Source organism: Bacteroides sp. AR20 (assembly GCF_964250605.1).
In the GTDB taxonomy this organism is placed as follows: Bacteria; Bacteroidota; Bacteroidia; order Bacteroidales; family Bacteroidaceae; genus Bacteroides; species Bacteroides uniformis.
On the sequence record NZ_CAXUGK010000032.1, the window covers coordinates 1 to 13,738 of the forward strand.

12 protein-coding genes are annotated in these 13,738 nt (G+C 45.4%); 7 read left to right on the top strand and 5 right to left on the bottom strand.

Annotated elements, in window-relative coordinates; genetic code table 11:
* Window positions 1-24: 24 nt before the first annotated feature.
* The 5 genes from ACESTD_RS15015 to ACESTD_RS15035 all read right to left on the bottom strand — a co-directional run bounded on the left by ACESTD_RS15015 (window position 25) and on the right by ACESTD_RS15035 (window position 7,501).
* On the bottom strand, window positions 25-2,124 hold the full coding sequence (locus ACESTD_RS15015; RefSeq protein ID WP_373158970.1) for an alpha-galactosidase: 2,100 nt from the start codon (window positions 2,122-2,124) through the stop codon (window positions 25-27).
* A 47-nt stretch (window positions 2,125-2,171) separates the two neighbouring features.
* Window positions 2,172-4,334: an FAD-dependent oxidoreductase gene (locus tag ACESTD_RS15020; RefSeq protein ID WP_373158971.1), complete on the bottom strand. Its 2,163-nt coding sequence runs from the start codon at window positions 4,332-4,334 to the stop codon at window positions 2,172-2,174.
* Between the two features lie 218 nt (window positions 4,335-4,552).
* Complete coding sequence (locus ACESTD_RS15025) at window positions 4,553-5,557, bottom strand: FecR family protein (RefSeq protein WP_009037867.1); 1,005 nt, start codon at window positions 5,555-5,557, stop codon at window positions 4,553-4,555.
* Between the two features lie 53 nt (window positions 5,558-5,610).
* A complete protein-coding gene (locus ACESTD_RS15030) occupies window positions 5,611-6,192 on the bottom strand; it encodes an RNA polymerase sigma factor (protein WP_005829818.1) in 582 nt (193 codons plus the stop codon).
* 439 nt (window positions 6,193-6,631) lie between these two features.
* Window positions 6,632-7,501, bottom strand: a complete 870-nt coding sequence (locus ACESTD_RS15035) for an NAD kinase (protein ID WP_347764037.1) — start codon at window positions 7,499-7,501, stop codon at window positions 6,632-6,634.
* A gap of 104 nt (window positions 7,502-7,605) precedes the next feature.
* On the opposite strand from ACESTD_RS15035, the gene ACESTD_RS15040 reads away from it, so the two are divergent.
* The 7 genes from ACESTD_RS15040 to recG are packed head-to-tail and all read left to right on the top strand — an operon-like array spanning window position 7,606 to window position 13,702.
* The gene (locus tag ACESTD_RS15040) at window positions 7,606-8,319 is read left to right on the top strand and encodes a pyridoxine 5'-phosphate synthase (protein ID WP_373158972.1); all 714 of its coding nucleotides are present in this window, start codon (window positions 7,606-7,608) and stop codon (window positions 8,317-8,319) included.
* Window positions 8,319-9,035, top strand: a complete 717-nt coding sequence (locus tag ACESTD_RS15045) for a MotA/TolQ/ExbB proton channel family protein (protein ID WP_005833356.1) — start codon at window positions 8,319-8,321, stop codon at window positions 9,033-9,035. Before ACESTD_RS15040 ends, ACESTD_RS15045 begins: the two co-directional genes overlap by 1 nt.
* 34 nt (window positions 9,036-9,069) lie before the next feature.
* A complete protein-coding gene (locus tag ACESTD_RS15050; RefSeq protein WP_272185295.1) occupies window positions 9,070-9,480 on the top strand; it encodes a biopolymer transporter ExbD in 411 nt (136 codons plus the stop codon).
* Window positions 9,481-9,514: 34 nt separating this feature from the next.
* Window positions 9,515-10,333: a TonB family protein gene (locus ACESTD_RS15055; RefSeq protein ID WP_373158973.1), complete on the top strand. Its 819-nt coding sequence runs from the start codon at window positions 9,515-9,517 to the stop codon at window positions 10,331-10,333.
* Between the two features lie 14 nt (window positions 10,334-10,347).
* Window positions 10,348-10,902, top strand: coding sequence for a DJ-1 family glyoxalase III (locus ACESTD_RS15060; protein ID WP_005829959.1), 555 nt, complete (start codon window positions 10,348-10,350; stop codon window positions 10,900-10,902).
* 41 nt (window positions 10,903-10,943) lie between these two features.
* Window positions 10,944-11,618: a 2-C-methyl-D-erythritol 4-phosphate cytidylyltransferase gene (locus ACESTD_RS15065; RefSeq protein WP_005829961.1), complete on the top strand. Its 675-nt coding sequence runs from the start codon at window positions 10,944-10,946 to the stop codon at window positions 11,616-11,618.
* Window positions 11,606-13,702, top strand: a complete 2,097-nt coding sequence (gene recG, locus ACESTD_RS15070; RefSeq protein WP_005829964.1) for an ATP-dependent DNA helicase RecG — start codon at window positions 11,606-11,608, stop codon at window positions 13,700-13,702. The genes ACESTD_RS15065 and recG overlap by 13 nt, the downstream gene beginning before the upstream one ends.
* The last annotated feature ends 36 nt before the right edge of the window (window positions 13,703-13,738 follow it).

The window sequence follows — 13,738 nt, forward strand, 5'->3', positions numbered from 1 at the left end:
TTCCTCTCTGAAAAATAAATGTTTTTATTGCTTATTATCCGCACCCAAAAAGTTGCATTTATAAGTTGAACTCAAGATTTCATACTTGTAGACAACATAGTCATTGATTGATGGCAGAGAGATTTCCAGCCTTCCTTTCTTTCCGGTTACTGCTGTCATAGCTTTGCCGTGTCCCATCAGTGGGATACATCTTACTGTGACACTTTCTGGCAGCCAGGTTTCGACTTCTGTAGTCCCTTCTGGATGATTTTCACGGTACACAATCAAGTATCCTCTATCTTTCTTTAGAGACTGGAAGCCGGTCCAAGAGCGTCCCGACGGTTCATCTCCTATGGGTAGGATAGTGCCGGAATGCATGTCATGCTGAAATTTCTTGTAGGCTTCTGTATGTTCTCGTAATGTAAATGCTTCCTCGGGTAGATTGGTACCTTCCATCCAGGCAAGCGGCTGTCCTGCTAAAGTCGTAGCAAACAGATATTCAAATGAATAGTTTTCCGGAGCGAAGACTTCTCCTTTATATTTATCCGTATTTCTCCATTTGTTCAGGAACTCTATTTGCAGCTTTTCTGCCGGAACATATTTGGAAAGCATCCAGAGGTTACGCAAAGTCCAGTAAGGATAGTAGTTCTGCCAGTCGGTATAACGGTTTTCCAGAAAGATATTTCCATATTCATTGAACATGTGGTAGCCTCCGCGGCGGCTGGCTGTCGCATCAAGGTTGAAAATCACTTCCTCGTCCGTCTCTTCCAGCACTTTGTTGAATAAGCGGTGCAGGTTTGTTTCGGCTTCTTTACTGGGAATGGTGAGCCCGTCTATCTTGAATACTTTGATGCCGTATTCGCGATAAAGGCTGATGAGTGCTTGCGCATCTTTCTGCCAATCGGCAAAATCATTTTGTATGCTGGGATTGAACCAAAGACCGATTTCAATACCTAATTCCTTGCCACGTTTTACGATGGGATGCAAACCACGTGGATACTTTTGCGGGTCGGGTTTCCAGTAGTCTTTATTGTCCCAAATGTTCTTGAATGAACCGCGGGCTACAGCTGAATTAGGGCTTTTACCTATTTGCCAGCCATCATCAATCTGGAAATGGGTGATTCCCAGACGGGCGGCGCGTTCCAGTTCTTTCAAACAGAAGGATTCGTTTACTTTTGAGTCCTGGCTACGGTCTCCCCAGGTGTTCATCATAATCATCTCGTCGCGGTCGGCCCGGTAAGTACGTATATTCTTCTGATATGAACGAAGCGTTTGTAGTCGGCTCAGTTCACCTTCTCCGTATATTCCCAATACGCATCCGTATGTTTGGGTCCAACGGTCGGGAGTCACGTCTTTCTCGGTAATGCCCAGGCCAGTTACTGTAAACTTTCCGAAATCAGTCAGAAAATCCTTTCCTTGATAGGCTAATTGTACCGAAGAGCAGGGAGCCTCTTTTAAAAAGAAGATGCCACAGTTGTCCTCGCCATTAAAGGCAAACAGCAGATTGCCGCGATATCCCAGTTTGCGATAGGAAATAATCTCTTTCTCGAAAAACAGGTTGTTGTGCCAGTCGGTCACATCGGAAAATTCCACGCTGCGAGCGTGCCAATGTTGTCCTTGGAAATGGAACTGGTCTAGTACAGCGGTTACTTCTTTAGATTTCATGTCTTCGGCGAATTCAATATTCTTCCGGTCGGCTGCACTAACTTCTCTGCCTCCGAAAATACTGTTTACTGTTCCTCTTAAATAGGTGTCGCAGGCTATGGCTGGACAATCATCATAAATACGATATACCCGTTTTATATCTAGCTTCTCCAGGCTGAAAGAAACTTCTACTTTCAGATAAGCGGGAAATATTTTAGTCTCTTTTACGGGAACTACTTTGAGTGAACCGTTTGATGGTTGCGGCAAATTTTTCGTTACTCTGAAATCTGGAGTAAGGCTGTGGTTCTTCCATGATTTTCCATTACTCTTGTCGGTCAGGCGGTAAGTTATGATATTTCCCCCGTTCCACAAAAAGGTACGTTCGACCAAATTGTTTCCGATGGTTAAAGTGTCATTTCTCAGAAGGCCGTAGCAGGTATCTTGTGCGTGTAACGAATATCCTCCGAAAAGGACAAATAATAATGTTAGAATATTTTTCATGATATGCGTGTTTTATTAATACTTAAATTGTAGTATCAACGTGTTTCTTACTTCTTGTTTTTTTCAATGACAAATATACGAGGCTTTTTTAATAATTTTTGTTCATTGAACTTCTGATTATCGGGAATCCCTTCTTTTTTTCCTACTCCCTCTTTCATCAGTGCTTTCAATTCCGGTAGGTGTTTCTGATATACTCCTCTCGGAGTGGTGTTGTACTTTTTACATAAGGAAGCTGCCATCCCGACAACTTCGCCCATCATTCCGGTGGTACGCATTACGCGGACAGTGCCCAGTGCCACATGGGTAACACTGATATTGCGGCCCGCCATAAAAAGATTCTCGATATTTCTGGAATATAGGCAGCGATAGGGCACTGCATAAGGATATATATGGATGTGTTTGGTTGCTGCTTTGAAAGGCGCATCAGGAAAGTGTGATGCATTGAGCGAATCCGGGAAATGCAGGTCGATGCTCCAGGTTGTGACGAAGGAGGCATCTTCGTGATAGACATTTTTATCTATATCATCTTGCTTTAGAATATAATCGCCCAACAATCGGCGTGACTCGCGTTTTCCGGCAATATAGGCTACCCAGTCCAATGCGCGGTTCTTATATTTCTTGTTGTCCTTTAATTCATTTTTCAGAAAACTCCAATTAGAATAGATGACCATTAAGCCATAATCACGTATACGTTCGAAGTCGTCGATTTGATTGAAGTTCATGCCGGTTTCCCATTTCCATTCACCCATCGTCACTTTTTCGCAATTTTTTTCATTGAATTGCAGACCGTACGAGAAAATAGGGAAACGGGTAGGTTTACCTTTGTCTGCAGAGTACCATTGTACGGATGAACCCATTGTCATTTTGTCCGGTTGAATCGGTGCCAGCTCTTCTCCGTATTCGGCACGGGATTCGCGTCCCATGTTGTAGTCTGCACCGGCCAGATACCCGATGGTGCCGTCTCCGGTACAGTCGGAGAACAATGGTGCTTTCAGTTCCACTTCTTTTCCATTCTCTATATGCTTGATGATGACAGATTCTATTCTGTTGCCATCGGGCTTTACAGATATGGCCCGGTAGTTGGCATAAAGGGTGATATTCTTTTCATTGGCGATAAAAAGCTCCTTCTTTTCATCTTCATAGTTTGCGGCAGGTTTGGCATTTCCTTCTTTAGAATGTCCGAATTCTCTTATCATACGTCCCAGTCCGGAATTGGGGCCTACTCCGATATTGCCCCCTAAGTGAACCCTGACTTCAGAGCTATTATTGCCGCCAAGTACTGGGCGGTCGTTGATTAATGCCACTTTGCATCCCAATCTGGAAGCGGTTGCGGCTGCACACATACCGGCTATACCGCCACCAGTTACAATCACATCATAGGAGTATTGCTCCGGTTCGGCTGGAATATCCAGCATCTTTTTACGGAAATCTGTCAGTTGTGTGGCCTGAGCGGGAGGGAGCTGCCCTTTTTCCGTAGTAAAATAAATGGCATCGCAACGGCCATTAAAACCGGTCAAATCTTTTAATGTCAGACTAGAGCTTCCTGCTTTTACAGAGACTGTTCCGGCAGGTTGCCACATCCATTGTTTGCCCTCGTCCCCTAAAACCACTGGCAACTTTTTATTGTCGACGGCTAAAGTGAATTTTCCCGGTCCTTTACCATCATACCAGGGAGAAGTCCAGTTGTAGGTGCGTACAAATACATAATATGTACCGTCTTCAGGAAAAGAAATGGTAGTGGAGGCATCCTCAACCGGGACTCCCATTCCATGAGCCATCAGATAAGGTGAACCCATGAGGTCCATGAATTGCTGGTCTACTACCCATCCCCCCTTTCTGTCAAAGCTTTCTGCTTCCACCAATAACTTGCTGGGTACTTGTTTCCTATTGCCTGAGGGCTTGTTGGCTTGTTGAAATAGTAGAACCTGCTTGTTGGGTTTTATTTCGAAAGTAATTTTGGTCCCTTTGAACAATTCCTTTAGGGTGGCTTCAAGTGGGGCATTGGATACCAGCAAATCTTTTCGGGTATCAAGATTGGGCAGTTTGTCGGTATAGAATACATTGTAGCCGCTAGTCTTTTCAATTTGAGGTATAATCTGCTTGATAGTCTGCTGGTTTATAGATAAACTGATTTGGGCAAAGTTATTTCCCCAGAAGAACAGCACTCCCAGTAATATTGAAAATCGCGTAATTATTTTATTTTGTCTCATGTCTTATCATATCAGGTTAATTACTTTTTTACTTTAAGGAAGGTACGACAAAGGCTAACCCTAATTAAGCTATTAGAGTATATTAAAACTATATTTCTCGAATGTTTAAATTTTATTGTCGCTGCCAGAAGTAGGTCATTGTGTCTGAGGTAAAAATCCTATAAAATCTATTCCATATACTTTTTGTTTTAGTTAATATAAAGGGCTATTTTACACTACTAATATATTATAATCGTATTGTCAGATTCTATCTTGTAATTAATGCCGCCAGCTTGGCTGATGTATTCCAATACATTGTTTAAACTGCCGTTTTTAATGATGCCATGATAAGTATATTGTTTGGCTTTCTCGTTTTTGAATATAAATTTGCAATTATACATTCGAGTAAGCATGGTACAAATTTCTTCAAAGGATTCACCATAGAGTGCCAGTTCGTTGCTTCTCCACAGTAAGTTGCTTGCATTAGGATGAAGCTCGCTTTTTTCGAACTGTCCATTGGTCAGGTTGCAAACGAGCCTTTCGTTTGGCTTCATATATGCCTCGTGTCTGCCGTCGTCTACTTTAACCTTTCCACTTATCAGGATTACAGCTACTGATTTATCGTCTTTATGTGCACGTATATTGAAGCTTGTACCTAACGCTTGTACATTGATGCCATTTGCTTTCACGATGAAAGGCTTTTCCTTGTCCTTTGCAACTTCAAAATAGGCCTCTCCTTCCAGGGAGACCATACGTGTTTTCTTGTTGTAAGTGTTGTCATATACAATTCTTGAATCGGAATTGATGTAGACCTTTGTGCCGTCAGCCAAAATGATGTCGGCCTTCTGCCCGTTGGATACGGACATGGTGACTTCTGTATTGGCGTCATCGGCCGGTCGTTTGACTCCTGCATAATAGGCTCCGCTTCCCACTGCCAATATGATGCAGGCAACTGCAGCATAGCGCCCAATCTGACGCAGGAAACGGTTCCTTGTTTTCAGGACCTTCGTTTCCGTGGTGGAACTTGCGTCTATCTGGCTTAAAAGTTCGGTGAACATTTCATTTTGTACGGCTTTGTCCATCGTGTCCGGAGCCAGTGCCCAGCATTGCTGATAGTATGCGGAAAATTTCTGTTGAAAATCCGGTTGCTTAATCCATGATTTCAACTGTACATCTTCTTCAGGGCTGGTCAGTCCTCGAAAGAAACGATCCAAAAGTTCAATATGACTGTCTTTTTTATCCATGTTCTGTAGTATATATCTGTATGCCTGCCAAAACACTCACGGATTTTCGTGCTTTAACAATTATTTAGAAAGTAGAAGGAGAGGAAAAGCATGATGAATTTGCGTAATTCTTCTTTCAGTAGTTTCATAGTACGGTAGAAATGAGCCTCTACGGCACGTTCCGTCAAATCTAGCTGTGAGGCGATTTCCTTGTTGGACAGTTTTCCTGCTCTTTTCAGCTGAAAGACTTCCCGTGAAACTTCTGGCAGGCTTTGCAGAAGTTGCTCTATCTGTTTTTCAATGATGGAGACGTCCATATCCATCGTATCTTCCTCGATAGCCTCTGCTTCTGTTTTCAGCTTGTTTTCTACAAATTTGTTGTGTAATAATCTTCGTTCGGTTTCTTTGTATACCATGTTGCGTGCGATGGTGCATAGATATGCCGGAAAACTTTTCTCGGTATCCAGATTACTGCGTTTTTCCCATATCGTCATGAAGCTGCTTTGGGTGATGTCTTTGGCTAATGATTTGTCATATACGAGAAGGACGATGGTGTTGTACAGCCTGGCACTGTATTTTTCGTACAATGCTTCAAAGGCAAATTTATTGCCTTCTCTCAACTTGGCTACCAATAAAGTATCATTTTCTTTCTGCATATTGATTCATCTTACATTTACGCATTCTGAATGGTAGTGTCTTTGTATAGTAAAGTACTATTCCACATAGACTCTGAAAGAATGAACTACAAAGGTGGTGTTTTTATTATTTATTTAAAAGTTTTTTGCTGAAAATATACTTTGTGTGATTATTATTTAATTCTATATTCCACGATGAAGGAGGATGGCAGAAATAGTCATTTGCAGTATAAGAAGTGGTAAACTGATGGATGGGTTTAGGGGCTTATTGTCAATACATTACATTTACAGCGTTGTTACATCCTTATGTAAAAGACGTTACATGCCGGGGAAAGACTCTTTACACACCGGGGTAAAGGCCGTTACATATCGGGGTAAAGGTAGTTACATCCTGGGGTAAATGGAGTTCCCCACTGAGGTAAATAAGTTATCCTGCTGGAGTGAATGAAGTGATATAGGCTTATCTGATGTCCGCCCCCCACATTAGTTTATTGCGAAGGGTATCAAAGAAAATATGGTTGAACCGTTTCACTACCTTTATGCTATAGTCGGCACGTGAGATGTGCAACTGGGTCGTTTCTTTGCAGGACTCGCTACGGCCGTCGATGGCAACCAAGAAGTTGTGGCTGCGGCTTTCCACATCAAGTGTAATTTCCCAGTCGTCACAAATGACGATGGGACGGACGTTGAGGCTGTGTGGAGCCACCGGGGTGATGGCGATGGTTTTACTGTGGGGCACAATGACCGGACCGCCGACGCTGAGTGAGTAGGCGGTGGAACCGGTAGGTGTGGAGACAACCAGGCCGTCAGCTTGATAGGTGGTCAACGGAGCGCCATTGATGGCGGCGTGGATACTGATCATGGACGAACTGTCCCGCTTCAATACGGCTATCTCATTGAGGGCGTAAGGGGATTGCATCAAGCGTTCATCGTCGCACCTCAGTTGCAGTACACTACGCTCTTCCACCTTATAGTGATTATTGTAGATTTCATCGAAGGTCTCTTCCATCTCTTCCGGTGAGATGTCGGCAAGGAAACCCAGCCGGCCGGTATTGATGCCCAATATGGGGATATTCTTCTTTCCTACACGGCTGGCTGCTTTCAGGAAAGTGCCGTCGCCACCGATGCTGATAACCATGTCGGCACAGAAATCATCTCCGTCAAACAATTCGGCGTCAGGTATGTTTAAATGTAAATCGGCAGTCAGGAAGTGATGGAATTCCCGGCAGATGCAGAGCTGTGCATTATGCTGTCCGAGCAACCGGAAGAGGTTTTCTGCATGCGAGGATTTCTTTGCTTGGTAGGTATTTCCGAATATGGCAAATTTCATAATCAATTCTGTTGGATTGAAGTGCAAAGATGCTATTTTTTTCTCAGAATGCTGCCAATATATAACTATTATTTGTACTTTTGTCCCAAACTATAAACCGAATTATGACTAGATTAAGCGTTAATATAAATAAGGTGGCAACGCTGCGCAATGCCCGTGGAGGTGATGTCCCGAATGTTGTGAAGGTAGCGCTGGATTGTGAAGACTTTGGTGCTGATGGCATTACGGTGCATCCCCGTCCTGACGAGAGGCATATCCGCCGTAAGGATGTATATGATTTGCGGCCGTTGCTGCGGACAGAGTTCAATATCGAGGGGTATCCTGCACCCGAATTTATGGATTTGGTCTTGAAGGTGAAACCGCATCAGGTAACTTTGGTGCCCGACAGCCCTACACAGCTGACTTCAAACGCAGGCTGGGATACCAAGACCCATTTTGACTTCTTGAACGAAGTGTTGGATGAGTTCAACAATGCTGGTATCCGTACTTCCGTATTTGTTTCCACCGATACCGAAATGATAGAATATGCTGCCAAAGCCGGTGCCGACCGCGTGGAGCTATATACGGAACCTTATGCTACGGCTTATCCCAAAGGACGGGAAGCGGCTGTAGCTCCTTTTGTCGAGGCTGCCAAGGTGGCCCGCAGCTTAGGCCTGGGGCTGAATGCCGGACATGACCTGAGCCTGGTGAATCTGAATTATTTTTATCAAAACATTCCGTGGCTGGACGAGGTGTCCATCGGGCATGCGCTGATTAGTGACGCGTTGTATCTGGGATTGGAGCGTACGGTCAAGGAATATAAAAACTGTCTTCGCTGATGAATGTAATGTTGTTATTGGCCCAAGTGGCTCCGGCACTGACTGACTCTATTGCAGGTGCCAATCCGGTACTGACACAAGTAAACGCTTCCGACGAAATGAATTTATGGAGCATGGCCATCAAAGGTGGCTGGATTATGATTGTCTTGGGTTTGATGTCCGTACTTTGTTTCTACATCTTGTTTGAACGTAATTATGTTATCCGGAAGGCGGGGAAAGAAGACCCTCAGTTCATGGATAAAATAAAGGATTATATTTTGGGTGGGGAATTGAAAGCTGCCATTGCTTATTGTCGCAGTGTGGATACTCCCTCGGCCCGTATGATTGAAAAGGGTATCAGCCGTTTGGGACGCCCGGTGAACGATGTGCAGGCTGCCATCGAGAATGTGGGTAATATTGAGGTTGCCAAACTGGAGAAGGGAATGACGATTATGGCCACGATTTCCGGTGGCGCTCCTATGCTAGGCTTCCTTGGCACGGTGACGGGTATGGTACGTGCATTTTGGCAAATGGCAAATGCCGGAAATAATATTGATATAACGTTGCTTTCCGGTGGTATTTATGAGGCGATGATTACTACGGTGGGCGGTTTGATAGTCGGTATCATAGCTATGTTTGCCTACAATTACCTGGTGACATTGATAGATGGCGTGGTCAACAAGATGGAAGCCAAGACAATGGCATTCATGGATTTGTTGAACGAACCGGCGAAATGATTAATTAAAGAATTAAGAATTAAAACTTAAAGGCGTGTTAAAACGTAGAGCTAAAATATCACCCAATTTCAGTATGGCGTCCATGACGGACCTGATTTTCCTGCTGCTGATTTTCTTTATGATAACATCTACCATGGTATCGCCCAATGCTATCAAGGTACTGCTGCCGCAGGGAAAGCAACAGACTTCTGCAAAGCCTTTGACGAGAGTCATCATAGATAAGAATCTGAATTATTATGCTGCTTTCGGAAATGACAAGGAACAGACGTTGACGCTTGAAGAGCTGACTCCTTTCCTGCAATCGTGTGCAGCGAAAGAGCCTGAAATGTATATAGCTTTGTATGCTGACGAAACAGTGCCTTACCGGGAAATCGTGAAGGTGCTGAACATTGCAAACGAGAATAAATTCAAGATGGTGCTGGCTACACGACCACCGGAAAACTAAATCGTACATTGTACATGGCTAAATTGTAAATGCAATGGTGAATCAGAAGAAGAAAGGAAAATATATAGGTATGGCAGGTGCACTTGTGGTGCATGTTGCCATTATTGCCCTTCTGATACTGGTAGGATTCACACTGCCGGAACCCTCGGAAGAAGGCGGTGTACCCGTTATGCTGGGAGAGGTGCCCGATGCACTGGGCGCTGCCGACCCTTCTTTAGTAAAGGTGGATGTCATGCCGGAGGAAACTGCTCCTCAGGTGCAGGAAACGGTGGAGCAGGACATCATTACGCAGGAAACTGAAGAAACCGTTGCCATAAAGCCCAAAGCCGAACCCAAGAAAAAGGAGGAGGTGAAGAAACCGGAAAAGACGGAAGCCGAAAAAGCGGAAGAGGCCCGCAAACTGGCAGCGGCAAAAGCCGAACGGGAACGTAAGGAAGCCGAGGAAGCTGCCCGTAAACGGGTAGCTGGCGCTTTTGGCAAAGGTGCCCAAATGGGTAGTAAAGGCGATACGGAAGGCGAAGGTATTCAAGGAAGTCCTACGGGAAATGCTCCGTCCGGAGCCACTTCGGGTACGGGAGGCTACGGCTCGTTTAATTTGGGCGGACGTTCTCTTGGTGAGGGCGGATTGCCGCGGCCGGTATATAATGTGCAGGATGAAGGTAGGGTTGTGGTGACCATCATAGTGAACCCTGCCGGACATGTGATAGCAACCAGCATCAACCGCCAGACCAATACCGTCAATCCCGCATTGCGGAAAGCGGCAGAGGATGCTGCCAAGAAAGCCCGTTTCAATGCGGTAAGCGGCTTGAACAATCAGACGGGAACAATAACGTATTATTTTAATCTAAAATAAGAGGAGGAACAATTATGGGTACAGTTTATGTTTTTTTTGCCGACGGATTTGAAGAAATAGAAGCTTTTACTTCTGTGGATGTGATGAGACGCGCCGGACTGAACGTAGAAATGGTGACGGTAACCCCTGATGAAATAGTGACGGGAGCACACGATGTTCCGGTCTTGTGCGATAAGAATGTAGTGAACTGCGACTTCTTTGATGCAGAGCTTGTATTATTGCCTGGCGGTATGCCGGGTGCGTCCACTTTGGAGAAGTGTGGAGAACTGCGTAATCTGGTACTGCGTTTTGCCCAAGAGCAGAAACCGATTGCTGCTATTTGTGCGGCTCCTATGGTATTGGGTAAGCTGGGATTGCTGAAAGGCAAGAAGGCTACTTGCTATCCCGGCTTTGAACAGTATTTGGAAGGTGCCGAATGTACGGGTGCTCCGGTAGAAAGAGACGGCAATATCATCACTGGTAAAGGACCGGGCGCTGCCATGGAGTTTGCATTGGCCGTAGTGGAGCTGTTGCAAGGCAAAGAGAAGGTGCAGGAACTGAAAGAAGCTATGTGCGTAACGGATTTATGATTTAAAATCATAAATCATAAATCATAAATCATAAATCATAAATGGTTCAGTATGCTCTGATTGTTGCCGGTGGCAAGGGCTTGCGCATGGGGACCGAACTCCCCAAACAGTTTCTCCCGATAGGGGGGAAACCTGTTTTGATGCGCACTCTGGAGGCGTTTTATGACTACAATGCTGAGATACGGATAATATTGGTGCTTCCCCACAGCCAGCAGGATTACTGGAGGCAGCTGTGCAGGGAGTACTGTTTTTCATTGCCGCATGCCATTGCAGATGGAGGGGAGACGCGGTTCCACTCCGTAAAGAACGGTTTGGCTTTGGTCAAGACACCTGCTTTGGTCGGTGTGCACGATGGGGTACGTCCATTCGTAGCCCGGGAAGTGATTGCACGCTGTTATGACTTGGCTGCCGGGAAAAAGGCTGTGGTTCCGGTAATAGGTGTGGTGGAGACCGTTCGCCGTATGGGAGGGAAAGGCAGTGTGACTGTCGGCAGGGATGATTATAGATTGGTGCAGACTCCCCAGGTTTTTGATGCGGAACTGCTGAAAGCGGCATACGAGCAGCCCTATACACCCCATTTTACCGATGATGCTTCTGTGGTGGAGGCATTGGGTGTATCTGTCTTTTTGACGCCGGGAAACCGGGAAAACATTAAAATAACCACTCCTTTTGATTTAAAAATAGCCACAGCTCTGATAGGTTCATGTTCGATTTAGCCACGCGTGACATAAAATATTTGTCGGGCGTCGGGCCGCAGCGTGCTTCGGTGCTCAATAAGGAATTGGGCATTTACTCCTTGCACGATTTGCTATATTACTTTCCATATAAATATGTAGACCGCAGTCGGATTTATTATATTCAGGAGATCGATGGGACGATGCCCTATATTCAGCTGAAAGGTGAAATACTAAGTTTTGAGACGGCTGGAGAAGGGCGCCAGCGCAGGCTGATAGCTCATTTCTCGGACGGTACGGGGGTAGTGGACCTGGTTTGGTTCCAGGGCATCAAATATTTGGTAGGGAAGTATAAAGTGCATCAGGAATATATTGTGTTCGGAAAACCGACCTTCTTCAATGGTAGAATAAATATGGCTCATCCGGATATAGACTCTGCTTCGGATTTGAAATTGTCGTCCATGGGGTTACAACCTTATTATAATACGACTGAAAAGATGAAACGGAGTTCTCTCAATTCGCATGCCATCGAGAAGATGATGAATACGGTGGTGCAGCAGTTGCGTGAGCCGTTGCCCGAGACCCTTTCTCCCGCTATACTTGCCGAGCATCATCTGATGCCGTTGACGGAAGCTTTGGTCAATATACACTTTCCCGCTAATCCGGATTTATTGCGTAAGGCACAGTATCGCCTGAAGTTTGAGGAGCTTTTTTACGTACAGTTGAATATCCTGAGGTATGCAAAAGACCGTCAGCGGAAATATCGCGGTTATATTTTTGAAAGGGTGGGCGAAGTGTTTAATACTTTCTACTCCCGTAATCTTCCTTTTGAACTGACCAATGCACAGAAGCGGGTATTGAAGGAAATCCGTAAGGATGTAGGCTCAGGAAAGCAGATGAACCGCTTGCTGCAAGGGGATGTGGGAAGTGGAAAGACGCTTGTCGCACTGATGAGTATGTTGATGGCGCTCGATAATGGCTTTCAGGCATGCATGATGGCACCTACCGAGATTTTGGCAAACCAGCACTATGAAACCATCCGTGAGCTGCTGTATGGAATGGAGGTACGTGTGGAACTGTTGACCGGTTCTGTTAAGGGCAAGCGGCGCGAAGCTATCCTTGCCGGTTTGTTGACGGGAGACATACATATACTGATAGGTACCCATGCCGTCATTGAAGATACGGTGAATTTTGCTTCGCTCGGTTTGGTTGTGATTGACGAGCAGCATCGTTTCGGTGTGGCCCAACGGGCACGGTTGTGGACAAAGAATGTGCAGCCTCCCCATGTATTGGTGATGACGGCAACCCCGATTCCCCGTACATTGGCAATGACGCTTTATGGCGATTTGGATGTGTCTGTCATCGATGAATTGCCTCCCGGACGTAAACCGATTGTCACTCTTCATCAGTTTGATAGCCGTCGGATAAGCTTGTATCAGTCCATGCACAAGCAGATTGCCGAAGGCCGGCAGGTCTATATTGTCTACCCGCTGATTAAGGAAAGCGAAAAGATTGACTTGAAGAATCTTGAAGAAGGGTATCTGCATGTTTGTGAAGAGTTTCCCGAGTGTAGGGTTTGCAAGGTACATGGAAAGATGAAACCTGCTGAAAAGGATGCTCAGATGCAATTGTTCGTATCCGGCGAGGCACAGATAATGGTGGCTACCACCGTGATTGAGGTAGGTGTAAATGTGCCCAATGCTTCGGTGATGGTGATTGAGAACGCCGAGCGTTTCGGGCTGTCCCAGCTTCATCAGCTTCGGGGACGTGTAGGACGTGGAGCTGACCAGTCCTATTGTATCCTGGTTACCGGCTACAAGTTGGCGGAGGATACAAGGAAGCGTTTGGAGATAATGGTGCGGACTAATGACGGCTTTGAAATAGCGGAAGCAGACTTGAAACTACGTGGTCCTGGAGATTTGGAAGGGACACAGCAGAGCGGCATTGCTTTCGATCTGAAGATTGCCGATATAGCCCGTGACGGACAACTGCTGCAATATGTCCGTGAAGTAGCGCAAACGGTGGTGGATGCAGATCCACATGGCATGTTGCCTGAGAACGAGGTCTTGTGGCGACAACTGAAAGCGTTGAGAAAAACGAACGTTAATTGGGCTGCCATTAGCTGAAAAAACGGTTAAACATGCACTTTTATTGCATTTTAT

Bases quoted from the DNA above. Each gene is read 5' to 3' on its own strand.
- ACESTD_RS15020 (WP_373158971.1), bottom strand. From the start codon at position 4,334: ATGAGACAAAATAAAATAATTACGCGATTTTCAATATTACTGGGAGTG.
- ACESTD_RS15055 (WP_373158973.1), top strand. From the start codon at position 9,515: ATGGTGAATCAGAAGAAGAAAGGAAAATATATAGGTATGGCAGGTGCA.
- ACESTD_RS15030 (WP_005829818.1), bottom strand. From the start codon at position 6,192: ATGCAGAAAGAAAATGATACTTTATTGGTAGCCAAGTTGAGAGAAGGC.
- ACESTD_RS15035 (WP_347764037.1), bottom strand. From the start codon at position 7,501: ATGAAATTTGCCATATTCGGAAATACCTACCAAGCAAAGAAATCCTCG.
- ACESTD_RS15060 (WP_005829959.1), top strand. From the start codon at position 10,348: ATGGGTACAGTTTATGTTTTTTTTGCCGACGGATTTGAAGAAATAGAA.
- ACESTD_RS15045 (WP_005833356.1), top strand. From the start codon at position 8,319: ATGAATGTAATGTTGTTATTGGCCCAAGTGGCTCCGGCACTGACTGAC.
- ACESTD_RS15015 (WP_373158970.1), bottom strand. From the start codon at position 2,124: ATGAAAAATATTCTAACATTATTATTTGTCCTTTTCGGAGGATATTCG.
- ACESTD_RS15040 (WP_373158972.1), top strand. From the start codon at position 7,606: ATGACTAGATTAAGCGTTAATATAAATAAGGTGGCAACGCTGCGCAAT.
- recG (WP_005829964.1), top strand. From the start codon at position 11,606: ATGTTCGATTTAGCCACGCGTGACATAAAATATTTGTCGGGCGTCGGG.
- ACESTD_RS15065 (WP_005829961.1), top strand. From the start codon at position 10,944: ATGGTTCAGTATGCTCTGATTGTTGCCGGTGGCAAGGGCTTGCGCATG.
- ACESTD_RS15025 (WP_009037867.1), bottom strand. From the start codon at position 5,557: ATGGATAAAAAAGACAGTCATATTGAACTTTTGGATCGTTTCTTTCGA.